General features: G+C 47.8%; 26 protein-coding genes. 16 read left to right on the plus strand and 10 right to left on the minus strand.

What is annotated here, in order from left to right; all coding sequences use genetic code 11:
- The first annotated feature begins 5 nt into the window (after positions 1–5).
- Positions 6–257 (plus strand): hypothetical protein, encoded by a 252-nt coding sequence (locus H595_RS0106305; RefSeq protein ID WP_027670448.1) that lies wholly within the window; start codon positions 6–8, stop codon positions 255–257.
- On the opposite strand, the gene H595_RS0106310 is transcribed toward H595_RS0106305, so the two are convergent.
- Together H595_RS0106310 and H595_RS0106315 are read right to left on the minus strand one after the other, a co-directional pair.
- Positions 232–1,254: a DUF5924 family protein gene (locus H595_RS0106310; RefSeq protein ID WP_027670449.1), complete on the minus strand. Its 1,023-nt coding sequence runs from the start codon at positions 1,252–1,254 to the stop codon at positions 232–234. The genes H595_RS0106305 and H595_RS0106310 overlap by 26 nt on opposite strands.
- A gap of 96 nt (positions 1,255–1,350) precedes the next feature.
- Positions 1,351–3,261 (minus strand): propionyl-CoA synthetase, encoded by a 1,911-nt coding sequence (locus H595_RS0106315; RefSeq protein ID WP_027670450.1) that lies wholly within the window; start codon positions 3,259–3,261, stop codon positions 1,351–1,353.
- 201 nt (positions 3,262–3,462) lie between these two features.
- Between H595_RS0106315 and arfB the strand changes: the two genes are divergently transcribed.
- A complete protein-coding gene (arfB, locus tag H595_RS0106320; protein WP_027670451.1) occupies positions 3,463–3,882 on the plus strand; it encodes an alternative ribosome rescue aminoacyl-tRNA hydrolase ArfB in 420 nt (139 codons plus the stop codon).
- A 138-nt stretch (positions 3,883–4,020) separates the two neighbouring features.
- Here the strand turns inward: arfB and dbpA are convergent, their stop codons facing one another.
- The 6 genes from dbpA to ygfZ all read right to left on the minus strand — a co-directional run bounded on the left by dbpA (position 4,021) and on the right by ygfZ (position 10,107).
- A complete protein-coding gene (gene dbpA, locus H595_RS0106325; RefSeq protein WP_027670452.1) occupies positions 4,021–5,403 on the minus strand; it encodes an ATP-dependent RNA helicase DbpA in 1,383 nt (460 codons plus the stop codon).
- A gap of 330 nt (positions 5,404–5,733) precedes the next feature.
- Positions 5,734–7,053, minus strand: a complete 1,320-nt coding sequence (locus H595_RS0106330; RefSeq protein ID WP_037053849.1) for an amidohydrolase — start codon at positions 7,051–7,053, stop codon at positions 5,734–5,736.
- 112 nt (positions 7,054–7,165) lie between these two features.
- Entirely contained in the window at positions 7,166–7,600 is a 435-nt protein-coding gene (locus H595_RS21725; RefSeq protein WP_084153499.1) for a bactofilin family protein, read from the minus strand.
- On the minus strand, positions 7,504–8,454 hold the full coding sequence (locus H595_RS0106340) for a M23 family metallopeptidase (RefSeq protein WP_027670454.1): 951 nt from the start codon (positions 8,452–8,454) through the stop codon (positions 7,504–7,506). The genes H595_RS21725 and H595_RS0106340 overlap by 97 nt, the downstream gene beginning before the upstream one ends.
- Before the next feature lie 188 nt (positions 8,455–8,642).
- Positions 8,643–9,128, minus strand: coding sequence for an FKBP-type peptidyl-prolyl cis-trans isomerase (locus H595_RS0106345; protein ID WP_027670455.1), 486 nt, complete (start codon positions 9,126–9,128; stop codon positions 8,643–8,645).
- A 10-nt stretch (positions 9,129–9,138) separates the two neighbouring features.
- The gene (ygfZ, locus tag H595_RS0106350) at positions 9,139–10,107 is read right to left on the minus strand and encodes a tRNA-modifying protein YgfZ (RefSeq protein ID WP_027670456.1); all 969 of its coding nucleotides are present in this window, start codon (positions 10,105–10,107) and stop codon (positions 9,139–9,141) included.
- Positions 10,108–10,258: 151 nt separating this feature from the next.
- Between ygfZ and H595_RS0106355 the strand changes: the two genes are divergently transcribed.
- Positions 10,259–10,510 (plus strand): FAD assembly factor SdhE, encoded by a 252-nt coding sequence (locus H595_RS0106355; RefSeq protein ID WP_027670457.1) that lies wholly within the window; start codon positions 10,259–10,261, stop codon positions 10,508–10,510.
- The gene (locus H595_RS0106360) at positions 10,497–10,928 is read left to right on the plus strand and encodes a protein YgfX (protein WP_027670458.1); all 432 of its coding nucleotides are present in this window, start codon (positions 10,497–10,499) and stop codon (positions 10,926–10,928) included. The genes H595_RS0106355 and H595_RS0106360 overlap by 14 nt, the downstream gene beginning before the upstream one ends.
- A 51-nt stretch (positions 10,929–10,979) precedes the next feature.
- On the opposite strand, the gene nadB is transcribed toward H595_RS0106360, so the two are convergent.
- On the minus strand, positions 10,980–12,587 hold the full coding sequence (nadB, locus tag H595_RS0106365; protein WP_027670459.1) for an L-aspartate oxidase: 1,608 nt from the start codon (positions 12,585–12,587) through the stop codon (positions 10,980–10,982).
- Between the two features lie 148 nt (positions 12,588–12,735).
- Between nadB and rpoE the strand changes: the two genes are divergently transcribed.
- The 11 genes from rpoE to acpS all read left to right on the plus strand — a co-directional run bounded on the left by rpoE (position 12,736) and on the right by acpS (position 21,715).
- Positions 12,736–13,311, plus strand: a complete 576-nt coding sequence (gene rpoE / locus H595_RS0106370; RefSeq protein WP_027670460.1) for an RNA polymerase sigma factor RpoE — start codon at positions 12,736–12,738, stop codon at positions 13,309–13,311.
- 38 nt (positions 13,312–13,349) lie between these two features.
- Complete coding sequence (locus tag H595_RS21730; protein WP_051219757.1) at positions 13,350–13,970, plus strand: sigma-E factor negative regulatory protein; 621 nt, start codon at positions 13,350–13,352, stop codon at positions 13,968–13,970.
- Positions 13,970–14,899 carry a MucB/RseB C-terminal domain-containing protein gene (locus H595_RS0106380; RefSeq protein WP_240474836.1) on the plus strand — a complete coding sequence of 310 codons (930 nt, stop codon included), beginning with the start codon at positions 13,970–13,972 and terminating at the stop codon, positions 14,897–14,899. The genes H595_RS21730 and H595_RS0106380 overlap by 1 nt, the downstream gene beginning before the upstream one ends.
- Positions 14,899–15,351 (plus strand): SoxR reducing system RseC family protein, encoded by a 453-nt coding sequence (locus tag H595_RS0106385; RefSeq protein WP_027670462.1) that lies wholly within the window; start codon positions 14,899–14,901, stop codon positions 15,349–15,351. The genes H595_RS0106380 and H595_RS0106385 overlap by 1 nt, the downstream gene beginning before the upstream one ends.
- A 172-nt stretch (positions 15,352–15,523) precedes the next feature.
- Positions 15,524–17,323: a translation elongation factor 4 gene (gene lepA / locus H595_RS0106390; protein ID WP_027670463.1), complete on the plus strand. Its 1,800-nt coding sequence runs from the start codon at positions 15,524–15,526 to the stop codon at positions 17,321–17,323.
- 13 nt (positions 17,324–17,336) lie between these two features.
- Entirely contained in the window at positions 17,337–18,260 is a 924-nt protein-coding gene (gene lepB / locus H595_RS0106395) for a signal peptidase I (protein WP_027670464.1), read from the plus strand.
- Positions 18,261–18,290: 30 nt separating this feature from the next.
- On the plus strand, positions 18,291–18,965 hold the full coding sequence (rnc, locus tag H595_RS0106400) for a ribonuclease III (RefSeq protein ID WP_027670465.1): 675 nt from the start codon (positions 18,291–18,293) through the stop codon (positions 18,963–18,965).
- Positions 18,955–19,863, plus strand: coding sequence for a GTPase Era (era, locus tag H595_RS0106405; protein ID WP_027670466.1), 909 nt, complete (start codon positions 18,955–18,957; stop codon positions 19,861–19,863). Before rnc ends, era begins: the two co-directional genes overlap by 11 nt.
- A gap of 6 nt (positions 19,864–19,869) precedes the next feature.
- Complete coding sequence (recO, locus tag H595_RS0106410) at positions 19,870–20,553, plus strand: DNA repair protein RecO (RefSeq protein WP_027670467.1); 684 nt, start codon at positions 19,870–19,872, stop codon at positions 20,551–20,553.
- 30 nt (positions 20,554–20,583) lie between these two features.
- A complete protein-coding gene (gene pdxJ, locus H595_RS0106415; RefSeq protein ID WP_037053851.1) occupies positions 20,584–21,318 on the plus strand; it encodes a pyridoxine 5'-phosphate synthase in 735 nt (244 codons plus the stop codon).
- Between the two features lies 1 nt (position 21,319).
- The gene (acpS, locus tag H595_RS0106420) at positions 21,320–21,715 is read left to right on the plus strand and encodes a holo-ACP synthase (RefSeq protein WP_027670469.1); all 396 of its coding nucleotides are present in this window, start codon (positions 21,320–21,322) and stop codon (positions 21,713–21,715) included.
- A gap of 7 nt (positions 21,716–21,722) precedes the next feature.
- Here acpS and H595_RS0106425 read toward each other — a convergent pair whose 3' ends face one another.
- Positions 21,723–24,434, minus strand: coding sequence for a response regulator (locus H595_RS0106425; RefSeq protein WP_027670470.1), 2,712 nt, complete (start codon positions 24,432–24,434; stop codon positions 21,723–21,725).
- An 81-nt stretch (positions 24,435–24,515) separates the two neighbouring features.
- On the opposite strand from H595_RS0106425, the gene rlmD reads away from it, so the two are divergent.
- Positions 24,516–25,841 (plus strand): 23S rRNA (uracil(1939)-C(5))-methyltransferase RlmD, encoded by a 1,326-nt coding sequence (rlmD, locus tag H595_RS0106430; RefSeq protein WP_027670471.1) that lies wholly within the window; start codon positions 24,516–24,518, stop codon positions 25,839–25,841.
- Position 25,842: the final 1 nt, after the last annotated feature.

Here is a 25,842-nt window from a genome sequence, read left to right on the forward strand (position 1 = left end):
CTGCTATGCGTTTAGGGCTAAGCCTATTATTTTTGCTGTCTGTTCCCGCCTTGGGTGCCGTGCAATTTAGTCAAGCGGAATGCCAGGCGTTAAACACTGAGCGGCTGGATATTCGTAAGCAGCTGCGCCAGCCTTATACCGCTGAACAGGGCGAGCAGTTGCAGGCGCGACAAAAAAAACTACTGCAGTTGCTTAAACATCATTGTAAAAAGCCGGTAAAGGTGCCGCCAGTTAGTGTGTTGCCGCGGTTACCGTAAAGCGGGCTAAGCCAATAAGTTGTTCTGACTCGGTAATAACTTTTACCTGCCACTGGCCTTGGGCGTTGGTTGGGAAATTCTGTTTATGGCTCCAGGCGCGGTAGCCCTGCTCTCGGCCTCCGCTAATATCCAGCATAATTCGATCGACCTCTTTGCCATTGTGCAGCCAAACATGAAACACCTTTTCACGTAAACCACGAGGCACTGTAACCGCGGTAAAACTGTACAACCCCTGTTGGTGTAAGCGGGTAGCGTCGAGGTGCTGAATACTGCGGCCGGGTTTTCGCTGTTGCTGGTCGACGTTGTGTGACAAGGTAATGGTACTTAAACGCAGCGCAGCCGGTGGCACAAAACTGCGTAGTTGCCACAAACCCGCGCTTAAGGCTGCCAGTAACAGTACGGTAAGTGGAAAACGCCACCAGTGGCCGTTAGGTATTAGCGCCCCCAAGCTTGGGAGGCTGAGCACACCGGCGATGGCTAGTGCGGCGGCCAGGCTTTGGCTGGTGGTAAGTTGCAACAATAAGGGCAGTACCACTAACAACACTACAAACAAGGCAAAGGCATGAAATACCACAAATAAGGTGCGATGCGGCGCCAGTTTTTTGTAATAAATTGGGTCAATTAATGATACCAGCGCACACAACATAATAAGCACGGTAAAGATGGCTTGAGCATGATCCCAGTGAGTGACAGCCAGGAAAAAGGGCAGGGCAAAAAATAAGCTTTCCTGATGCACCATTTGCAACACAAAGCGCACGATATTAGGAGACAGCGCAATGCCAAAGCGCTTTTCTACGCGTTCACGCAGCCAGTTATCCAATAACAACCATAGCCAGCTGAGTAGTAAACACAGTGCAATAAGTTGTGCCAGCGACTCTTTGCGGTCTACCAATATATAGCTGGCGATGCCAGAGGCGAATGCCAATACGGCCATTAAACCCGGGTAGCGCTGTAAGGGCGTAAGTATTTGCAGCAGCAGATTTTTGGGCCAGTACATCTTTAGGGGGAAACTCCGCCTTGTGTTGCTCTGTTATAAGCAACAGAAGATAGCGGAGTATAGCTTAACCGTGGCTGTCTCACCTCGTGAGAATGATTAAGTTTGTGAAATTACGCCTCTATCTGTCATTAACTGTGCAATTTCTGGCAAGCTGGCTGGGTCGTCGATAGTTGACGGCACGGTATATTGGCTGCCATCGGCTATTTGCCGCAGTAGCTTACGCAAAATTTTACCGGAGCGGGTTTTAGGTAAGCGTTTAACAATAACCGCTTTTTTAAAACAGGCTAGGGCACCAATTTCCTGCCGTACCATAGCAACCAGCTCGGCTTCCAGAATGGTTTCGTCAACGTCGATACCATTTTTAATCAGCACCAGGGCTAAAGGTTGCTGACCTTTGATCGGCTCGTTAATACCAATAACACAACACTCGGCTATGGCCGGATGGCTAGACACGATTTGCTCCATCTCACCGGTAGATAAGCGATGGCCTGCAACGTTAATAACATCGTCGGTACGGCCCATAACAAACAAATAACCGTCTTCGTCAATATAGCCGCCGTCGCCACTGGCATAGTAGCCAGGGAAGGTAGACAAATAGCCGTCAACATAGCGTTCGTCATTACCCCAAATGGTGGTTAGGCAGCCCGGGGGGAGTGGTAGTTGCAGCGCAATATAGCCTTGCTCATTGGCTTTTACTGCCTGGCCGTTGTCATTAAGAATGTGTATGTTAAAACCGGGTACCGCTACCGTGGATGACCCCGGTTTGGCTGGCATTAATTCAATGCCTGCCGGATTAGCCGCGATTGGCCAGCCGGTTTCGGTTTGCCACCAGTGGTCTATTACCGGCTTGGCTAGTTTGTCGCTAACCCAATGATAAGTGGCCGGGTCTAGCCGCTCTCCGGCCATAAAAATGCTGCGCAGGGCCGATAAGTCATATTGCTGCAATGCGGCGTCCGGGTCTTCTTTACGAATGGCTCTAAAGGCGGTGGGTGCCGCAAATAAAATATTAACTTTATGCTCGGCACACACCCGCCAGAATGCCCCCGCGTCTGGGGTAAATACCGGCTTACCTTCATATAAAATAGTGGTGCAGCCCGCTATGAGTGGGCCATATACAATATAAGAGTGACCTACCACCCAGCCAACATCTGATGCGGCCCAAAACACATCGCCCGCTTTGGCGTTATACACCGCTTGCATACTGTAATTCAGTGCTACGGCATGGCCGCCATTGTCGCGTACAACCCCTTTGGGTTTGCCTGTGGTGCCAGAGGTGTACAACACGTATAGCGGATCGGTGGCTTTTACCGGCTCGCAGGCAGCAGGCTCGGCTTTGGCCATGGCTAATTGCCAATCTAAGTCGCGGCCGTTTTGCATTGGCGCGGGCAACTGCGGGCGCTGAAAAATGACGCAGCGTTCGGGTTTGTGCTCTGCTTTAACAATGGCGTCATCCAGTAGCGGTTTATAGGCAATTAGTTTGCTTATTTCGATACCACAAGAGGCACTTACCACCACTTTAGGTTTGGCATCATCAATACGCAGCGCCAGCTCATGGGCGGAGAAACCACCAAACACTACCGAGTGCACCGCGCCTAAGCGGGCCACTGCCAACATGGCTATGGCTGCTTGTGGGATCATGGGCATATAGATAACAGCCCGATCGCCTTTACTAACGCCTAGCGCTTTTAACACACCGGCAAAACGCGCGACATCGTCCCGCAGCTGCAAATAGCTAAATTGCTGTTTGGTGTTGGTCACCGGCGAGTCGTAAATAAGTGCGGTTTGTTCACCGCGGCCTTGTTCTATATGGTAATCAAGCGCGAGGTAAGCGGTATTGAGTACGCCATCAGTAAACCATTGATAATGGTTCGCATCCTGCTGTTGCACAATGCTGTTTGGTGTTTTGTACCAGTTAAGCTGTTCAGCCTGATGACGCCAGAATAGCTCTGGTGCGGTAATAGATTGTTTATGTTGTTGATAATATTGGCTTTGGGAATTGGTAACCATAATAGCGCCCTCGGAGCGTGCATAAAGTGGCAACGATAATGCCTCTACTGTAGCGAATAATTGCACTTTAAGAACTTAGACTTAAGGTGCATAGACTTTAGGAGAATAGACTTTAGGCGAAGCGCAGTAAGTACTAAACCTTGTATGGTTGAGGCGTATATGGTCTGATCACAGCAAAGTTGATGTAAACAGGCATAATTTATGGCAATTCAGATATCAAACAGCGTACAGCTGGCCGACAATGAGTTGGAATGGCAGTTTATTCGTTCCAGCGGCGCAGGTGGCCAACACGTGAACAAGGTTTCCACGGCCGCCCAGCTGATTTTTGATATTAGCGCGTCCAGCTTGCCGCAATTTTATAAAGATAAATTGTTGGGCAAGTCAGACCATCGTATTACTCAAAGTGGCAAAATCATTATTAAATGCCAGCAAAGCCGCAGCCAGGAAATGAACCGCGAGCAAGCGTTGGCGCAGTTTATAGAGTTGGTGCAATCCGCCGCACGGGTGGCAAAAAAACGTATTGCCACCAAAGCGACTTACGGCAGCCAGCAGCGGCGGCTGGAACACAAAAAACAACGTGGCGCGACGAAAGCACTGCGCCAGGGCAAGCCGCAGGTTTAGCTAGCTGTAGGGAGTTTAGCGGGTAAGCTACGAACCTGTTTACCCACGCTAACACGCCCTGAACCCGTCCATGGCGGCTCGTTTCCGCCCGTCCAGGGCTTCAACGGTTAGCTTAGGGTAATCAGGTTCTCGTTATTTTTACAACGCCCGGGCGCGAATCGATTTACCTTTAATCTTGCCTTCGGCAATAAGTTGAAGCGCCAGCCTGACAGCAGAACGCTTAACCGCGACAAAACTCCAGATGTCGTGCAATTGAATTTTGCCTAAATCATCATTCGTCAGCTGCTTACTGGCGGTGAGGGCACCAACAATGTCACCGGCACGGATTTTATGTTTTTTGCCGCCATCCAGTTGCAAGGTAGCCATTAGCGGTTTGGCTGGTGCCTGCGTTGACATAGCTATTGCAGGCAGTTCAGCACCTTCAATTTTAATGCCTAAGCCATCTTCCAATGGGATAAGCTTGCCGGCATCGCTGGCGGTAAACAGGCTAATTGCCATGCCACTTTGACCCGCGCGGCCGGTGCGACCAATACGGTGGGTGTGAGTGTCGGCGTCGTGTGCTAATTGGTAGTTAAATACCGCATCTACACTGCTAATATCTAAACCGCGGGCGGCTACGTCGGTGGCCACTAAAATGCAGGCACTGCCGTTGGCAAATTGCACCAGAGTTTGGTCGCGGTCTTTTTGCTCCATATCACCATGCAGGGCCAGCACACTAAAGCCATAGTCGTGCAGTGCATCGGCAACATCTTGCGTTTCGCGTTTGGTATTACAAAACACCATACTGCTTTGGCCCTGATACGTTAGCAATAAGCTGCGTAAAGCCGTTAAACGGTGGTGGTTGTCGCTAACCTGAAAAAACAACTGCTCAATACTACTGGTGTTATGCTGTTCTTCAACCGTGACACGCAAGGGGTTATTGAGTAAACGCTCACTAAGCTTGGCAATAGCATTGGGGTAAGTTGCGCTAAACAGCAGTGTTTGGCGTGCAGCAGGGGCTTTGGCAATAACGGCGTCTAAATCAGCCTGAAAGCCCATTTCCAGCATGCGGTCGGCTTCATCCAGCACCAGTGTGGTTAAATCATCCAGCTTTAAGCGATTTTGCTCTAAGTGATCAATAACCCGGCCCGGTGTGCCGACAATAATATGCGCGCCGTGCTCAAGTGAGCCAATTTGCGGGCCCAATGGCACACCACCACAAAGGGTAAGAATTTTAATATTGTGAATGCTACGTGCCAGTTTGCGCAGTTCTGCCGCAACCTGATCGGCCAGCTCGCGGGTGGGGCACAGTACTAATGTTTGTACACGAAAATATTTTACATCCAGCTTGGCCAGCAAGCCCAAACCAAAGGCCGCTGTTTTGCCTGAGCCGGTTTTAGCCTGAGCAATGATATCTTGCCCCGCTAATATGGCGGGCAGTGCCTGCGCCTGTATAGCGGTCATGCTGGTGTAGCCTAAATCATTCAAATTACTAACTAAAGCAACGGGTAAGGCTAGGCTGGAAAAGGAAGTATCGGTCATGTAGGTGCTCCGCCAAAAGTAACACTGCGGGCCTGGGCCAGCAAAAGGGGCGGCATTGTAGCAGAATGCGCAGGCTTTGCATCTGTCTGCTGCTGAAAAAAGCAGCAGAGTAGGGCGCTGGTAATCAGCTACTTTGAACTATGGGATTGAACGCTGCATTAAGAGCACACGGACTGCTACCAAACCATGTAAGCGCAATCGGCTTAACATAAGCTAACCGTTGCAGCCCTGGATGGGCGAAAACGAGCCCCCAGGGATGGGTTTACGGCGTGTTAGCGTTGATAAACCGATTTCGCGGTACAACAAAAACCATGATGATGAACGCTTTGCTTACGCTTTTGGCATTAAATCCAGTAGCGCAATTACCGTGGCTTCAACGCCTTTAGTTACTGCAGGTTCAGGGCTAATTTTAAACAACGGGCTGTGGTGGCTGGGCACGGCCGGGCCACCGGCTTTCTCGGCGGCAAACGCCTCTGGTGGTGTGCCGCCTACAGCAAAATACGTGCTAGGAATATAGGGCTTGGTGGTAAAAAACGGAAAGTCTTCTGCACCCATGCCCAGCCGGCGGTAATTTTCGTCAAACACCGGTTCGCCCATGTTGGCGGCCCAGGCTTTTTTCAGCCGCTGTGTCAGTGGAATATCATTTACGGTGGGTGGTGTGGGTTCATCATCGATAATCACTTCTGGCAGTTTATCTTCTGGTAAACCAGCAGCTCGGCCCAGATTTTCAGCAACGCGTTTAATGGCAGCCATTAAATACTCTCGCGTTTCCCAGCTATCGTTACGTACGGTGAGTTGTAAATGCGCTTTGTCGGAGATGATATTGTGCTTGGTGCCACTGTGAAAGGCGCCCACGGTAATAAGTGCAGGCTCTTTGGGGGCAATCTCGCGGCTAACAATAGTTTGTAGGGCGAGTACAATTTGTGCCCCCAGTACGATAGGGTCTTTGCCTCTGTGCGGGCTGGCACCATGCGCGCCCACGCCGTGAACAATAATATCGACACTGTCGACACCTGAGTATGGCGATCCTTCTACAGCGACAATTTTACCCGTCTCAATTTCAGAAGAAACATGAAACGCCAGGGCGTAATCAGGTTGGCCAAAGCGGCCCCAAATATTGTCTTGCATCATGCCTTTAGCGCCGCCAACACGCTCTTCAGCGGGCTGCCCTACCAGCATTAAAGTGCCAGACCAGGCGTCTTTCATTGCGGCCATGCGTCTTGCGGTGCCTACCAGGCTGGTAATATGCACATCGTGCCCGCAGGCGTGCATCACATTAACCTTGTTACCGTCCCAATCTGTTTGTGTGGCTTTGGATGCATAGGGCAGGCCAGACTTTTCCTCTACCGGCAGACCATCCATATCTGCGCGCATCATTACCAGTGGGCCCGGGCCATTTTTCATCATGGCAACTATGCCGGTTTTACCCACCCCTTCGGTTACCTCAAAACCCGCTGCGCGCAGCTCTTGGGCTAGTCGCTTAGCGGTTTGAGTTTCCATGTGCGACAGTTCGGGGTGTTGATGAAAGTGCTTAAACAGCGCACCTAAATGGGTTTGGTAGTCTTGTTGAATATGTTCAGATAAGGTGCTTGCCGTTGCAGCGCTAAGGCTGCCAAAGCAGAGTAAAGTGGCCAGAAGCGTTTTTTTCATTGTTATCATGCCTGCAGGAGTAAGAACTGCATGTAACCTAACGCTGAATTAACAAAAACGCTAGCCTTTGCGACCAACGACAACTAGGTTGCGTTGCTATCCTGTTGCGTTACTATCCTTTATTGGCTTTGTTTTCCAAAGGTTGCTTCGGGCTTGGTTCTGTTTCACCTTTTGGTAAACTAACAACTTGATCTGCAGACGTTGGCAGAGTTTTACCCAAGAAGCTTCCACCGCGCTCTATACTTAAGTCGTCACAGTGAATTACGCCATGTGCTTTACCCTGTGGCAAAATTTCAACGCTATTGGCATAACACTCACCATCGAACAGGCCATTAATGATGACTTTGTCTGCCGTAACCTCGCCTTTAATGCGGCCGGATACGCTAATAACCAGGGTATGGTCGCTGACTATTTTCCCTTCAACGTAACCATCTACCTGAATATCACCGTTTAATCGGATACTGCCGTTAGCTGAGCATCCTTGTGCGATGACAGTTGTAACTGAGTGCTTGCCTTTGTTTCCAGCATGCTTACCAAAGAGTCCCATTTAATGCTCCTTTCCTTTTCAAAAACCAGATCAAAATTGGCAGAGTCCCAGTCCATAAAGCTCTGTGGATTCAGTGCCCGATCAAGGAAATGTACTTCATAATGCAAATGTGGTGCCGTAGACAGCCCCGTATTGCCGGAAGTAGCAATAAGTTCGCCCTTGTGCACAAAATGCCCACTTTTTACTTTAAAATCATTAAGATGTGCATATAGCGTTGAAAAACCATAGGCATGGCGAATTTTTAGTAGATTACCAAAACCTTCTTTACTGTTACGCACAACTTCAACTACGCCATCCGCAGGGGCATAGATAGGCGTACCTTTACTGGCAGATAAATCGACACCTTTGTGATGCGTTTGCTTACCAATAATGGGATGGTCGCGCAGGCCAAAACGTGATGAGCGCCGTCTAAATTCTAGTGGGGAACCATTAGGAACCAGTTGCAGCATGGCGTGTCTGGCGACGGAGTTAATGCTAGCGGTATCCAGCCTGTCTTCTAAGTTTTGCGGATAATGTTGTTCTAAACCCAATGCCAGCTCTATTTCACCTACGCGATTTACCACCTGCAGCATTTCGTCTTGCTTTAATGCTAATTCTTGTTCAAGTTGCTGTTTGCTGCCTTGTAATGTGGCAATTTCATTGCGTAAGGTGCTGGCTTGAACCGCTAACTGCTGATGCTGTGCCTGACTTTTGTCAACCGTACGTAGTAGATACTCTATTACCGCTGCAGTAATAATTAGGCCAAACAATAACAGCCAGGTTGCAATAATTGCGTTGCGTTTGAATAGCTTGCTGATATTAAAATGGCGGGTACCATTGATGGTCGAAACAGAAATGATAATACGATCTTTCATTTGGGTCAGATCTCGCTCAATGGCTAGTGGTTGCTCAGGGGGGTAAAAATAGGGGCCTTTGCTGTCGGTGTCAAGAATTTAGTTCTAATGCTAATGCATTGTTAGCAAGTAAACATGGGCTAAAGGGACAAAAAATTTGATGAGATTAGCCGGCTGAGACGTTTATCCCAACCGGCTTACCTGCGTACTTAATGATCGGCGTGGCCATCTAAACCATGCACATGGCCATGGTCTAACTCTTCTTCAGTGGCATCACGTACCAGCATTACTTCAACATCAAAGCTTAAATCAATGCCTGAAAGTGGGTGATTCCCATCGACGACGACTTCGTCCTCGGTAACTTCCAGCACAATAACTGACTGCTCGCGGCCATCTGGCCCTGCTGCACGAAAACGCTTGCCAACAGACACATCCATGCCATCAAACATAGATTTAGGCACAGCCTGTGTTAACGCATCGTGGCGCTCACCATAGGCTTCTGCGGCTTTAATATCAGCTTTGAACTTAGCACCGGCAGCTTTTCCGGCCAGCGCTTGCTCTAGCCCTGGGATCAGTGAGCCGTGGCCAAATAAGAAGACTAAAGGTTCGCCGCCGACAGACGTATCTAATTCGTTACCTTGAGGGTCGGTAACGGTGTAATGCATGGCGACAACTTTGTCCTGAGAAATGGTCATGAAAACCTCTTTAATTTAACGAGTAAGGTAACGGCGTAATGTGCAGTGCCGGGGCACTGTCACTGCTTAGCCGTAATGAGTCTGCCGGTGTTATGTCGTTGGGCAAAACCGCAATTATCCATAATTGATTATGAATATTTGCCGCATTAACAACCTGGCCGCTCCGGCGCCAGTTTTCGCCTAATTGTATGTCGATGTCGGTGCCTGCTGCAGGTAGCTCTGCACTGTCGGCTTGTAATATAAACGCGGCTCTTTTATTGCCACCACGGTATTTAAGCCTGGCAACCGTTTCCTGCCCAATATAGCAGCCCTTACTAAAGCTAATAGCATCGAGTGCTTGTAAGTTAAGCATTTGCGGCACAAACTCGCCAATTAAACCCTGCTCAAGATAGCTAAAGCCGTGCTTAATATGCTGTACCAGCCAAACTGTAGGTGCGGCGAAGGGTAATGGTTGTTGCATCAGCGTGCGGGCATCATCCAATGGCATTAATAGTAAAAAGTGGTCGTCGGTTAATGCCAGAAGCAACGCACCGTTATTGCGACTTAGGCCACCACGTTTAGGCACGTCGAAGCCAAATTGTTGTATCAAACTGGCCACATTATCACCACCTAAACCAAAACAGGCGAATTGTGACTGACCGGCGTCAAAACTCACTTTGGAAAATACACCAAACTTTTTCCATTGTGCGGTCGATGCGGTCAGTTCGTCGCGAAACGCTACTGTAATTAGCTGATCGCCATAGGTAGCAAGATAAAATTGTGACCACATTTTACCTTTGGCATCGCAGTGCGCACCATGTAAAAAATTGCTATCGGTTAACTGATCCACATCACAGGTGATTTGACCTTGTAAATATTTACGATTATCAATGCCGCCAACGAGTAAACTCTCAAAGGCGGGGAGTGGGGCAATAAAAGCGCCCTGAACCTGAGTGGATAAAGAAGCGTATTGATCTGCGGTTAGCCAGGAAGTATGCATATAAATTGGGTACTCAATTTCAGCCGGACAACATATAAGGCTATGATTGGGGGAAAGCAGGAAAAGCTCAACCCCGTTTAATGAATTTTGTTAGAATTGACTACAATCATTGTTGATCCACTCGATCAGACAACTTTTATCAAGGAAATTTATGCCAGAGTTAATGATTAAGCCTCGACTACGTTGGGCCTGCCGGCGCGGTATGTTGGAACTTGATGTGTTATTAGCCCCCTTTGTTGAAGCTGGATATGACGCGTTAACGTTAGATCAAAAAAGAGATTTTGAACGATTACTCGCTTGCGATGATCCAGACTTATTTTCCTGGTTTATGGGCCATGCAACGTCACCCGATCCGGCAATACAAGCTTTAATCAAGTTGATTCTGGATCGTGTCCGCGTTTAACGTTGTACTAACGCCATCACGCTATGCCCGTCTTGGGTTACTGCTGCTGGCGTTGTTGCCTGTTTTGGTGTTAGCAACCCATCCGCTTGAAGGGGGGTGGCGCTATGCCCTGCTAATGTTGTCATTTGGGTATTACTGGCAATGCTATAGCCAGTTTATCCAGCTTGAGCAGAGCACAATATTTACCCTTACGGCACAAGGACGATTACAAAGCGCTAATTCAAACCTGCCCTCAGGACAGTTAATCGCCGGGGGGCTTGTTAGCCAATATGTTCTAAAGCTGTGCTGGCGGTGTGATGACGGTGATGTGGTGCATCAACGCTGGATATTTGCCGATCAGTGCACAGATACGGAATATAGGGCTTTAGCTCGCTTGGTGAATCAAACTCATTGGCAACCGAGGCAGGCCAACGTCTGATGCGATGGCTTGCCCCAATATTGGTGTATCAGGTTTAACGTATTTTGGAGATTAGTTTGTCAACGGCGTTAGTATCGTCGGCTCGCTATTTGTCAGTAAATCTGGGTAGTCAAGATTATAGTGCAGTCCACGGCTTTCTTGGCGTTGCATTGCACAACGAATAATGAGTTCGGCTACCTGCACCAGGTTACGTAGTTCTAACAAGTTGTGACTTATGCGAAAGTGGCTGTAGTACTCATGTATTTCACGTTGTAATAGCTCTACCCTATGCAGTGCACGCTCTAGTCGTTTATTGGTACGTACGATGCCAACGTAGTCCCACATAAATAAGCGCAGTTCATGCCAATTGTGTGTAATAACCACTTCTTCATCTGAGTCGCTTACCCTGCTGTCGTCCCACTGCGGTAATAATGGCAATGTGCTGGTAACATCTAACTGCGCCAAAATATGCTTGGCAGCCGCTTGAGCAAATACTACACATTCGAGCAATGAATTACTCGCCATACGATTGGCACCGTGAAGTCCGGTGTACGCAACTTCACCGATAGCATACAGATTAGTAATGTCGGTTTGGCCATTAAGATTAGTCATAACGCCCCCACAGGTGTAATGGGCGGCAGGTACAACGGGAATAGGTTGCCGTGTTATATCAATACCCACACTTAAGCATTTAGCGTAAATAGTAGGGAAATGCTCAATAATAAAATTTTTCGGCTTATGGCTAATATCTAAATACACGCAATGCGTGCCCAGTCGTTTCATTTCAAAATCAATTGCCCGCGCAACAATATCACGTGGTGCCAGCTCAGCGCGTTCATCGAAATCTGGCATAAAGCGGCTGCCATCCGGCCGCTTTAAGTAAGCGCCTTCTCCTCGCATTGCTTCTGTAATTAAAAAGTTAGGCGCGTCCGGGTGATACAAGCTGGTTGGGTGAAACTGGTTAAACTCCATATTCGCTACCTGGCAACCAGCACGCCACGCCATGGCAATACCGTCGCCACTGGCGACGTCTGGGTTGCTGGTGTACAAATACACTTTACTGGCACCGCCGGTAGCTAATGCAATAAATCGGGCTTTTACCAGCTCAACTTTGGCGGCCGTTTTATTCCAAACGTAAGCACCGTAACAGCGTTTAGGATCCTGGTTAATTTTGCGGCCATTAATTAAATCTATTGCGTTGTAGTTTTCCAGCAGGTGAATATTCGGATGCGCTTTTACTTTATCAACTAAGGTAATTTGTACGGCCTGACCGGTAGCATCGGCTGCATGTAAAATGCGGCGATGACTATGGCCGCCTTCCCGCGTTAGGTGGTACTTCAGGCTGCCATCTTCACCTTGATATTGATCAAACGGAACGCCTTGGGCTATAAGCCATTCCATCGCACTTTTGGCATTGCCTGCGGTAAATTGTACTGCTGCTTCATTACACAAGCCAGCGCCGGCGACAAGGGTGTCGTTTACGTGTGACGCAATACTGTCGTTTTCATCAAATACTGCAGCAATGCCACCTTGCGCGTACAGCGTAGATCCTTCGCGTAATGGGCCTTTACTTAACACCAGTACATTGGCGTTATCAGCCAGTTGCAGCGCGAGTGACAAGCCTGCGGCGCCACTACCAATAATTAAAACGTCACAGAGATATTCTTTTGCTTGCGTCATGCGATACACTTGTCATCAGTGAAATTGAGCCTATTGTAGCTTTTTTGCCATATTTAACAGAACTATTTCTGCGGTATACGGTCTTATCTTCATGCTAGACCAGCGCCAGTTAGCTTAATAATTAGTATTACAGGGGATTAGCTCGAACATGAGCGAGCAAGAATTGGACTGGCAGATTGTCCAGCGTGTACAGCAAGGCGATAAAGCCGCGTTTAATGTACTAGTGAAAAAATATCAGCATCGTATTGCGAACTTAATTTCGCGTTATGTCTCTAACCACGGAGACGTAGCAGATGTAGCCCAGGAAGCTTTTATTAAAGCGTATCGGGCTATTCCAGGCTTTCGCGGTGAAAGTGCGTTTTATACCTGGCTGTATCGTATTGCGGTTAACAGTGCTAAAAATTATCTGGTTGCCAATGGGCGTAAGCCTCCGGCAACAGATGTTGACGCTGAAGATGCTGAATATTTTGAGGGCAGTGATGCGTTAAAAGAACAGGACTCACCAGAGCAGCTATTGTTGTCTGATGAGATCCGACATGTGGTGTTTAGCACCATTGAAAAACTGCCGGACGAGCTGCGTACTGCAATTACATTACGTGAGCTGGAAGGGTTAAGTTATGAAGAAATTGCGGATGTTATGGGGTGCCCTATCGGCACCGTCAGAAGCCGTATTTTTCGGGCGAGAGAAGCCATTGATATACAGCTTAAACCGTTGATAAGCTAGCCATCAGGGCAAAATCAGTAACTAAGACAGGAAACATTATGTCATCAGAACATCAGGATTGGCTCTCTGCTGCCAGTGATAACAACGCACTGACCAAAGCACAGCTTGACCGCTTGCTAAGCGACGCCGAACTGCAAAACACGCTTGCGCGTTACAATCTGATTGGCGCTACTTTGCGCCGTGAGACGCACAGCCCGCTGCAAGCTAATTTTAGCGATGATGTTATGCTGCAATTAGCGGATGAGCCTGTATATAATTTGCAGTCGAATCGCAGCATGTTACAGCGTATCAAATCTGCGGTAGCCGTAGCGGCTAATGGCACTTGGTTACAGCCAGTAGCACAAGGAGCGATTGCCGCAGGTGTTGCTTTAATGGCGGTGTTTGGTGTGCAGCAATATCAACAGTCACCTGAAGCAGCTTTAAGCCCGCAGCCGTTATTGCAAACGCAGCCTATTGCTGGATTTGCAACGCCGGTCAGCTTAAGCCAAACCACCGTGTCTGATCGTTTTGCCGAGCAAGAACAGCAGGCTATGCTAGAGCAGCAAAAACGCTTGCAGGCGTTGTTAAATGCTCATCGCCAGCAGGTTAGGGTTATGGAGCAGGCCCAACAGGCTAGCCATAACACACCAGATACTGGAACTGGACAGAACGAGCAATAATGATGCGATTCTCTGGCGTATGTAGTGCCATAGTGTTAGTCGTATTGTCGGGATTTGCCCATGCTGAACAAGAAGCCTGGGCATTGTTCGACAAAGTGCAGCACGCCGTTCAACAATATAATTTCGATACCTCCTTTGTCGTGCTTAAAGGCACTAAGGTTGACACCTATCGATGGTTACATGGCCGCACAGATACGCAAGAAATAGAACACCTTATTCCTCTGGATACCAGCGGCGTTGATATATTGCGTCGTGATAGTGTGGTTTATTATTTGCTTACAGACCGGCCAGCATTTGTTACCCGCAGTAGCAGTATTCCTGAACTACCATCACTGCTGTTTGAACCGAAAAGCAAGGTGAGTGAGCTTTACAATGCGATTGCAGGAAGTAGTGCGGTGATGTCTGGGCGTAATGCACAGTTATTGCGCTTAACTGCAAAGCAGAGTAGCAGATATAATTATTGGCTTTGGCTGGATGCTGAAACCGGCTTTCCTCTGCGTATCGATACCTTATCTGAACAGCAAACTCCGTTGGAACGCTGGTTAGTGACGCATATGCAAATTAGTCCTGAGTTGCCGGAAAATTTGCGCGCCTTGATGGATGCGGATCTGCCTGCCCCTGCCGACAGTATTGATAAGGCTTTACCTCAAACCAGCCATCAACTTACGTGGTTGCCAGATGGGTATCAGCAAGTGACTGAGCCTGCCACTATTCCACAATTGGAAAACAGTTTACTGAGCTATTGGTTATTAACCGATGGTTTGCATCAGGTGTCAGTGTTTGTGCAGAATTCGCAGCGGTTGCCCACTCAGGCGTATCGTGATGGCGCAACAACCATCTTTGTTCAGGCTGGTAACAAAATGGAGGTTACCGTTATCGGTCCTGTTAGCATTGATACTGCCCGCCAGTTAGCGGCATCGGTACAGTAATGGTTGAGGAAATTGCAACCGTCGTCTCTTGCAGCGATGAAGGGGTTTGGCTTACCACAACACCCGTTGCCACTTGCAATACCTGCCAGGTTAATGATGATTGCGGTACTGGCATAGTGGCAAAGACGCTGACGGCACGTAAACACCACTTTTTCGTGCCATGCACACTTAAATTGTTGCCTGGTGAGCAGGTTAAAATTGGCTTGGCTGAGCAAAGCCTGCTAATGGCTGCTCTCATGGTTTATATGCTGCCACTACTGCTATTGTTGACATTGGCGTTGCTTGCTAATTCTCTGGGCTTAAATGAAGGCGGTGTGATGCTGTTTGGATTCAGTGGCGGATTTGCAGGCTTTATCATTGCACGTCGCTATGGACAGTATCAGGAAAAACATACACACATCCATATTATTGACGTCCTGCCTTCGCTGGGTATTCAACAGCAGATACGCTAAAACCATCAGCACCACGCAATGACACGCTGCAGTTAATAACACATAGCAAGCAGACGCGGGATAGAGTACAATTCGCGCTAATTTATCGGAATAACCCGCGTTGACGCTGACGGTGCTTTATGGCTTGGCCATCTTTGCAACCAGGTGCAACGCTCACTGTTTTGCGGACAACATGCCTAAACTAAATCACATCAGAAACTTTTCTATTATCGCCCATATCGACCACGGTAAATCGACATTGTCAGATCGGTTAATACAGTTCTGTGGCGGATTATCTGATCGCGAAATGCAACAGCAAGTGTTGGATTCAATGGATCTGGAGCGAGAGCGCGGTATTACCATTAAGGCACAAAGCGTTACGCTGTACTATAAAGCAGACGATGGTGAAACCTACCAACTGAATTTTATCGATACACCGGGCCATGTCGACTTTACCTATGAAGTAAGCCGCTCGTTGGCTGCTTGTGAAGGCGCATTGTTGGTTGTTGATGCCGGACAAGGTGTTGAAGCGCAGACCGTAGCCAATTGTTATACTGCGCTGGACATGAATTTAGAAGTTATTCCGGTACTGAATAAAATTGACTTACCACAAGCTGAACCGGAGCGGGTGGCGCAGGAAGTTGAAGATATTATCGGTATTGAAGCGATGGGTGCGGTGCAATGTTCAGCAAAAACCGGCCTTGGTATTAAAGATGTTCTCGAAACAATCGTTAAAAAAATCCCGCCACCGGAAGGCGAGCCAGAGCAGCCAACGCAAGCACTGATCATTGACTCCTGGTTTGATGCCTATCAGGGCGTTGTGTCGCTGGTAAGAATTAAACACGGCAGTATTAAAGCTAAAGATAAGATTAAAATCATGTCAACCGGTCAAGTGTACGAAGTTGATAAGGTAGGTATTTTTAGCCCTAAAGCCACCAATACTGGTGCGCTGAATACCGGTGAAGTCGGTTTTATTATTGCCGGTATTAAAGAAATTAAAGGTGCACCCGTTGGTGATACGCTCACATTGTCAAAGAACAGTGCCGAGAAGCCACTGCCAGGGTTTAAACGCATAAAACCTCAGGTTTATGCTGGTGTGTTTCCTGTATCGTCAGACGATTATGAAGACTTCCGTGATGCATTGGCTAAGTTAAGCCTGAACGATTCATCGCTGTTTTATGAACCAGAAAACTCTGCATCACTGGGTTTTGGTTTCCGTATTGGTTTCCTTGGCATGCTGCATATGGAAATCATTCAGGAACGTTTGGAGCGTGAATACGATCTGGACCTGATTACAACCGCTCCTACGGTAGTTTATGAAGTGGTCAAGAAAGACGGTACAGTTTTACTGGTAGATAACCCCAGTAGTTTGCCCGCGGTAAACGACATTGACGAAATTCGTGAGCCTATCGTTGAAGCCCATATACTGGTGCCGCAAGAATATTTAGGCAATGTTATTACGCTATGTATCGAAAAACGTGGCGTGCAAACCAATATGTTGTATCACGGCCGCCAGGTTGCCGTAACGTATGAGCTGCCAATGGCTGAAGTGGTGATGGATTTCTTTGACCGGTTAAAATCAACCAGTCGTGGATATGCATCGTTAGATTACGCGTTTAAACGCTTCCAAACGTCAAATATGCAGCGGGTAGATATTTTGATCAACGGTGAGCGGGTTGATGCGCTGGCCATTATCAGCCATGTCGATTTTGCCCAAAGTCGTGGCCGTGAATTAGCTGAAAAATTAAAAGAGCTGATCCCACGGCAGATGTTTGATATCGCCATACAGGCGGCGATTGGTAATCACGTAATTGCACGTACCACCGTTAAGCAAATGCGTAAAAACGTATTGGCTAAATGTTACGGTGGCGACATCAGTCGGAAGAAAAAATTATTACAAAAGCAAAAAGACGGTAAAAAACGTATGAAGCAGGTGGGTAATGTGGAAGTTCCACAAGAAGCCTTCTTAGCCATTTTAAAAGTTGGTAAATAATTAAGGGTTTTACATGGCAGGTTACTTTGCAATTTTTCTGGTGTTGCTAACGCTCGCCAGCGGACTTATCTGGTTACTTGATGCATTCGTGCTGGCGCCAAAACGCCAGCAAAAACTTGCCACAGCGCAAGCGGCTGCTGGTGGTAGTTTGCCAGAAGCTGCCGGTACAGAACTGGTAAAAGAGCCGCAGATTGTTGAAACGGCAAAGTCGATTTTCCCGGTCATTGCGCTGATTACCATATTCCGCTCTTTTATTTATGAGCCATTTCAAATTCCATCTGGTTCTATGATGCCAACGCTGTTAGTCGGTGATTTTATTTTGGTGGAAAAATTCTCCTACGATGTAAAAGATCCGGTCTGGCGCAGTACGCTTTACAGCAATGCCAAACCACAGCGCGGTGACGTTGCTGTATTTAAGTACCCTGAGCAGCCGACGGTAGATTATATTAAACGTGTTATCGGCTTACCTGGCGACAGGGTGATCTACCGTAATAAACAATTGTTTATTGAAAAGGCCTGTGCTTCAGAACTAAGCGCAGCGTGCAAAAAGCTGGAAATGGTTGAGTTGGCATTACAAAACGAAGGCGAGTTTTATCAAGAGCAGTACCCACAACGCCGTTATACCGAGCAGCTTGGCGACGTGTCACACGATATATTGCAAACCCCGGCACGGCGAGAGCATACCGAGTTTTTCTTTAAACAGCGCGGCACAGCCATTGATGAATTTATTGTGCCCGATGGCCATTATTTTGTATTGGGTGACAACCGGGACAATAGCCGGGATGGCCGGTTCTGGGGTTTTGTGCCAGAAGATAACATGGTTGGCAAAGCAGTGTTTATTTGGATGAGTTTTGAATTTAATACTGACCCGAATAGCTGGATACCGGGTTGGGTACCAACAGGTGTGCGTTTTGAGCGTCTTGGCCCTATTGGCTGAGGTTTGGTACCACGCCGTTAAGAGACAAACATGCAAAAATCGTTAAATCCCCTGATAGCCCGGCTGGGCTATCAGTTTCAACAACCTGCATTACTGGAGCAGGCCCTGACACACCGCAGTTGCAAAGGTCAGCATAATGAGCGACTGGAGTATCTTGGTGATGCGGTATTAAGCCTGGTGATTGCTGAAACCCTTTACGCTAATTTCCCTAAAGCCCGCGAGGGTGATTTAACCCGTATGCGTGCAACCTTGGTAAAAGGGGTCACGTTAGCGGAAATAGCTCAAGAGCTGCGACTATCTGAATATTTACGTTTAGGCCCAGGCGAACTTAAAAGTGGTGGCTTTCGTCGTGAGTCTATTTTAGCTGATGCCGTTGAAGCCATTTTAGGCGCTATTTACCTTGATACCGGAATGGAAGCTTGTAAAGAGCGCATCCTGTTTTGGTTCGGTTCCAGGCTGGAAACCATTACTCCCGGTGAGCAGAAAGACTCGAAAACCCTGTTGCAGGAATACCTGCAAGGGCTACGCTTAGCATTGCCGTTGTATGATGTTATTGCCACTGTTGGTGAGGCGCATCAGCAAACCTTTACTGTACGCTGCTCGGTTGCAGGTATGGATCCTTTTATCGCTACCGGCAGTTCACGCCGCAAGGCAGAGCAGGACGCCGCTCATATGGCGCTGGAAAAAATTAAGCATGACAGATAGCACTGCAACTCCAACTTATGCTGCGCTAGTGGCTATAGTTGGCCGGCCTAACGTGGGTAAGTCGACACTGCTAAACCAGTTGGTTGGGCAGAAGGTGAGTATTACGTCAAAAAAACCGCAAACCACGCGTCACCGTATTGTTGGTATAGATACTCGGGAAAATTATCAAACCGTTTATGTTGATACGCCGGGCTTACACATTGAAGAAAAACGCGCCATTAACCGCTTAATGAATAAAGCCGCTGCCAGCTCTATTTTGGATGTTGAATTTGTGCTGTTTGTGGTTGAGGGTACGCGCTGGACTGATGATGACCAAATGGTGCTAAACCGACTAATCGCGTCGAAAAAACCGGTGGTGTTGGTGGTAAACAAAGTTGATCTTTATCGCGATAAAGACACCCTGCTACCGCATTTGCAATGGTTGGGTAGTCAGCTAAGTTTTGTCGATGTAGTGCCGTTGTCTGCTGAAACAGGCGACAATATCAATGCCCTGCGGGCGGTAGTGCAAAAACACTTGCCGCCATGCGAGTTTTTCTTTCCGGATGACTATGTAACAGACCGGTCAATGCGCTTTATGGCTGCAGAAATCGTACGGGAAAAGTTAATGCGCTTTTTAGGCGACGAACTACCGTATTCGGTGACCGTAGAGATTGAACGTTTTAAGTGGGAAGAGAAACACTACCATATCGCCGCTCTGGTATTAGTTGAGCGTGAAAGCCAAAAACGTATGGTTATTGGTAATAAAGGTGAGCGTATTAAAACCATTGCCACTGAAGCACGTATTGATATGGCCGCCATGCTGGAACAACCGGTGTTCCTTCAAGTATGGGTTAAGGTGAAGTCGGGCTGGGCAGACGATGAAAGGGCACTTCGCAGCTTGGGCTACGGCGAAGACTAGCATTGCATGCACGCTGAACTTTGGCCTGCTTACATCTTACATAGCCGCCCGTTTGGCGAAGATAAGCTGATTTTGCAATTGTTGCTGCCAGAACAAGGCAGATTATCGGCAGTGGTGCGAAAGAAACAAGGTAAGCAACGATTAGCCTTGCAACCTTATCAATTGTTTATGTTGCAGTTAATCGGGCGCAGTGAGCTAAAAACGGTAAAAACGATAGACGAAGCTCAACCTGCATTTTTGTTCAGCGGTAAGGTACTTTATAGCGCAATCTATCTCAATGAACTGGTGTGTCGGTTATGGCCGGATAATTTAGCAGCAGAGCAGCTGTTTAATGTTTACCAGCAAAGCTTACACCAGCTATGGATGGTACAGCAGCAGGGGTTGGAGTTGGAGCCTTGCCTGCGAGAGTTTGAGTTTGCGCTGTTAGCAGAGCTAGGGTTGCCTATTGACTGGCAGTACGATAATTGTGGTGAAGCATTGCAAGCCAGCGCCAGTTATCAATGGCACAGCGAGTTAGGGTTTGTTGCTGCTGTCAGCGGCTTTCGGGGTGATCACTTGCTAAATATTGGCACGGGTCAGTGGCAAGATGCAGAAACACGTCGCTGTGCTAAACAGCTTAGCCGGCAAATACTCACCCCACTGCTTGGGGCTAAACCCCTTGCCAGCCGGGCGTTATTTGCGGGGCAATAATATTTTTTTCGACAATGTCCGGAGTAAGACATGCTGAATCCTATTTTTCTTGGTGTAAACATCGATCACGTTGCCACGTTGCGCCAAGCACGTGGTACTTATTACCCAGAGCCGGTTCACGCTGCGTTGATGGCTGAACAAGCAGGTGCAGATGGGATCACCGTACATTTGCGTGAAGACAGGCGGCATATTATTGACCGTGATGTGTTTGTACTGCGTCAAACCATTGCAACCCGACTTAATTTTGAAATGGCGGTAACGGACGAAATGCTTGCGATTGCTGGCAAACTTGCCCCTCATTTTGCTTGCTTTGTGCCCGAGAAACGTCAGGAGTTGACGACAGAAGGCGGTTTAGAGGTGGCCGGTCAGTTAGACCGCATCACCGATGCGGTAACTCAGATGCGTGAGCAGAATATTCTGGTGTCGTTATTTATCGATGCCGACCATGCACAAATCGAGGCTGCGGCGAAAGCGGGTGCACCTTACATTGAAATTCATACTGGTAAATACGCAGAATGCACCGATGCCGTGGCGCAGGCAGCTGAGTTAGCGCGTATAGCCAAGGCGGCAGAGTTTGCATCCAGTTTGGGGCTTATTGTTAATGCTGGCCACGGTTTGCATTATCATAATGTGCAGCCTATCGCTGCCATTCCGCAAATGTACGAGTTAAACATTGGGCATGCCATTATAGCACGCGCCGTGTTTAGCGGTTTAGACGCGGCTGTACGTGAGATGAAGCGACTGATGGTTGAGGCGCGTCGATAACATGGCGATAGTGGGGTTGGGAACCGATATTGTCGAGATAGCACGCATTGAGCAAAGCTTAACGCGCAGCCCAGCTTTACTGAAGCGAGTATTAACAGAAAGTGAGCAAGTTATCTTCGCTACGATGGCTGATAAGCATCCTGCTAATGCGGCACGCTATTTCGCCAAACGCTTTGCGGCAAAAGAGGCGGCAGCAAAAGCGCTGGGCACAGGTATTGGCCGCGGTGTTTCATTTCAGCATATCCATATTAGTAATAATGCTGACGGTGCACCGTTGTTAAGCTTAAGTGACTATGCGGCTGAACTTGCTGCGACCATGGCGGTTAGCCATATCTGGTTATCGATCACCGATGAGCAAGCGTATGCAGCTGCAACGGTCATTCTGGAGCGACAATAAACAAGCTTTACCAGTCGCTCCATTGCTGGCTCTCTTGCCACAACGCTTGCATAATATCATCCAGTTCAAGCAGTTCAGGCTCCAGCTGTGCAAGTTTTTCATCTTGTTTTAGCTGAGTCTCAAGCAATTCTGCCAGTTGCTTCAACCGGGGTACGCCGGTGTAACAACAGGCACCATGCAGTTTATGTACTTGTTGGAGTAATTCAGCAGTATTATGTGTAGCCTGAGCATGTTGCATGGCAGCGCGGCTTGCTGGAATACTGCTTACGAGCATTTGTAGCATTTCTTTTACTAAGCTGCACTTGCCACTAGCGCGTTCCAGCGCCAACGGCCAGTCAATTAATTTGCTAACGGGCCAGTTTGGTGCAGGGGGCTGAGTACGGCCTACAGGACAAAACTCGCGCAGCGTACAGTGCAACATATTTTCATCCAGCGGCTTGCTTAAAAACTCATTAAAACCCAGCGTAAGCAAGCGCGCACGTTCACCATCAACAGCGTGAGCCGTGACCGCAACGATGGGAGTGTGTTCGTTTAAGGAGCTTTGACGAATGCGCTGACACGCGGTAATGCCATCCATTACCGGCATATTGATATCCATAAATATAATATCATAGACATGCTGCGTAGCCTTGTGCCACGCTTCTGCGCCGTCTTGAGCTGAATCAATATGTTCTACTTGCTCTGCCAAAAGCGTATTGATAAGTTTTAAATTGGCATCGTTGTCATCCACAGTAAGCACTTTTAAGTTACTTAGGCTTTGGTCAGACTGCTCATCAATGATGGTTTTTTCACTTAGGTACGGTTGCGCTAACGCCGCTGCCAACTTGCGTAAGTGAGGCGGTTTTGATAAACAAGCATCGGCTCCCACGCTAAGGATGGATTCTCTTAAATGCGGTGACAGGGTATTGACTAACAAACAGGTATGACCGCTTTGAGGTTTTACTTGCTGAATAAGGGCAAGTACCTGATTAACTTGATTCAGTGCAATGGTTCGGCCAATTAGACTTATATCGTATCGCTTACGCTGAGCCAATGCTTGTTGTAGCTGGCCTTTCGTCGCACATGCTGTTACCTGCAATCCCCAACTGTGCAACACACTAAGCGTCGCTTCGCGTGAATGTTGCTGGGGTTCAAAATACAATAGCGATTTATTTTCTAACACGTCCAGCGGCAGGCTGTCTGCAACAGATAATTGGTGTCTCAGGCATTTAAGAGTAAACCAAAAAGTAGACCCCTCAGCCGTTTTACTTTCAAAACCAATATTGCCGCCCATGGCCTTTGTCAGTCGCTGTGAAATCATTAGACCAAGCCCAGAACCTGATTGATGACTGCGCGATTCACTTTGTGTAAAGCCTTGAAATAGTTGTGCTTGTTGCACTTCATTAATGCCTCGGCCGGTGTCTTGTACGGAGCAATGAAGAAACAGTTGGTCTTCATTTAGTAAAGTTGCTGATACCCGAATAACAATGCTGCCATGATCTGTAAATTTAATTGCATTGCCAGCGATATTCATCAAAACTTGCACAAAGCGGGTAGGGTCGGCGACCAGATCATCCGGGCAGGAAGGCTCAACCATTAACACCAGTTCCAGATGTTTTTCAAAGGCATTTGCGGCAAGCAGCTCGGTAGCATCATTTAGCAAATCGCGCAGTGAAAATGGCTCAGGGTTAATTGATAAACGGCCTTCCTCCAATTTAGAAAAATCAAGCACATCATTAACCAAACGCAGCAAACTGTTAGCGGACTTTTGGATGGTGGTTAGGTAATCATACTGATTGCTGGACAATTGCGTTTTGAGCAATTGACGGGTAAAGCCAATAACCCCGTTTAGCGGGGTACGCAGTTCGTGACTCATTTTTGCCAGAAAATCTGATTTTTGCCGGTTTTCTTCCTGCGCTTTGCGCCGGGAGAAATCTAGCTCAATGTTTTGTACTTCCAACTGTTCCATACTCTGCTGCAAATCGCTGGTAACTTGCTCTATTTGCTGCTGCGTTTCTTGCTCTTGTGCACTTAAACGGTCACTAAGCTGGATCAGGCTATTTTGCAGTGCAGATAACTCACGGACCATGCCATCGGCCACGACGTTTGGTGTTTGGCCGTTAATTAGCTGCTGTAGTTGTTGCTGTAGTCGTCTTACCGGCTGATATAACCGCCGGAGTAAAAACAGTGTCGGTATGGTTACTGCGAGCAAAAAGCTTAATGTCAGCATGCTAATGTGTAACAGCATATTTTGTAATGCTAACTGCAGTTGCGCTTTGGGTAACTGTAATAAGATATAGCCGTTGTTACTGTTGTCATCGACCGTTTTCGCCGGCAGCGGTTGGTAAACAGCCAGATATTTATCTGTCTCCAGAGTAAAACCGTTAGCCGGTAACTGCTGTATCTGACTAAGCTGCAGCTCAGCATCGGCCTGTTGCGGATTAGTGTGCAGTAACGGCTGACGATTAGCATCAAAAAGGCTAATGTTGCTTAACAGTGGTGAATTTAAACGGTGCGTGCTATCAAACAATTGTTGCAAGGTAACTAGATTCTGCCTGCTGAGTAAATCCTGGCTACTGATTGCTAATGGTAAGGCAATCTGACGAGCTTGCTGGGTAAAAGAAAGTGTTATCTCCTGATAGCGAACATAGCTAAAATAGCTGGCACAGAATACACTAACCAGCAAAGCTGGTAGCACAGTGCAAAGCAGTAACCACGAACGCAATCCTATTTTAGTCATTGTTGCAGGCTATTAAAAAATAACTAGTGTATTGATAATGACATAAGACACTGCACTTGCCTATAACCCGATAGAGAAGCCATGTTAAACATATACAAAGCCAAACCTAAAGCCAGCCTGTTGGGCAAGACAATAACCTTTAGTATTGACAGTAACGATTACGAAGTACATGGCATAAGTCAGCACGAAAAAAAAATTGTCTTTGTCAGTGCTGCGTTACCGGGTGAGCGTGTACAGGCAAAGGTAACAGAAGACAAAGCTGCTTTCATAAAAGCGTCAACGGTGAAAGTGCTACAAGCGTCGCCATTGCGTATTACGCCGCCCTGCGAGTATGCCCGGGCCTGTGGTGGTTGTCAGTTGCAACACCTTGGTGTGACGTCGCAACGAGAGCTAAAACAGCAAGGCATAGATAAGTTAATTTGCCATCAAACGGGCTTAACGGTTTTGCCGTGGCAACCCATGTTGATAGCTGACGACAGCGGTTACCGGCGGCGTGCACGTATAAGTATTTGGTACGACAAAAAACAGCGCCAATTTAGCGTTGGCTTCCGTCAACACGCGGATAAACACATCGTTGCCGTCAACCATTGTATGGTGTTGTCACCCCAGTTAGCGCCGGTGTTTAACGTGTTAAATGCCGTGTTGCCACAGCTACAGGATCCAATGGCAGTAACCCATGCCGAAGTATTGCAGGCAGGCGATACCGCTTATGTTATTTTGCGTCATATTAAACCGATAAGTGCGCACGATCAGACGTTATTTGTAGATGCGTGGCCAGAAGCGGTTTGGTTAGGTGAAGCCGAACCTGGAAAATTTTGTTACTGGCATAACACGGTGACACCGCAGTACCAGTTAAGCGAGCAGGCGTTGACACTACAGTTTTCACCAAATGACTTTATTCAGGTTAATGCTGTTCTTAACCAACAGATGGTAAGCCAAGCGCTTAGTTGGCTGGACGTTAACAGCAACGATGTTATTCTGGACTTGTATGCGGGTATAGGTAACTTTACATTGGCACTGGCACAACGCGCTAAAACGGTGCGTGCTTTGGAAGGTGTTGCTGAAATGGTGCAACAACTGGAAACCAATGCTAAGGTAAACGGTCTTAGCAATGTAGAAGCATATCAAGCTGATTTGCATTTGGCATGGCCAAAAACCAGTTGGAACAAGCCTGATTATAACAAGGTGTTACTTGATCCGGCGCGCGCAGGTGCCGCGGGTGCCATCGAACAAATTGTTCGGTTAAAACCGGCACAGATATTGTACGTGTCGTGCAACGCCGCGACATTTGCCCGCGATGCGAAAATGTTGCTACAAAATGGCTATACGTTAGCGAAAGTCTGTGGCGTAGATATGTTTACGCACACCAGTCATCTGGAATTAATGGCGTTGTTCAGCCGGTCGTAAT

The organism is Rheinheimera baltica DSM 14885, from assembly GCF_000425345.1.
In the GTDB taxonomy this organism is placed as follows: Bacteria; Pseudomonadota; Gammaproteobacteria; order Enterobacterales; family Alteromonadaceae; genus Alishewanella; species Alishewanella baltica.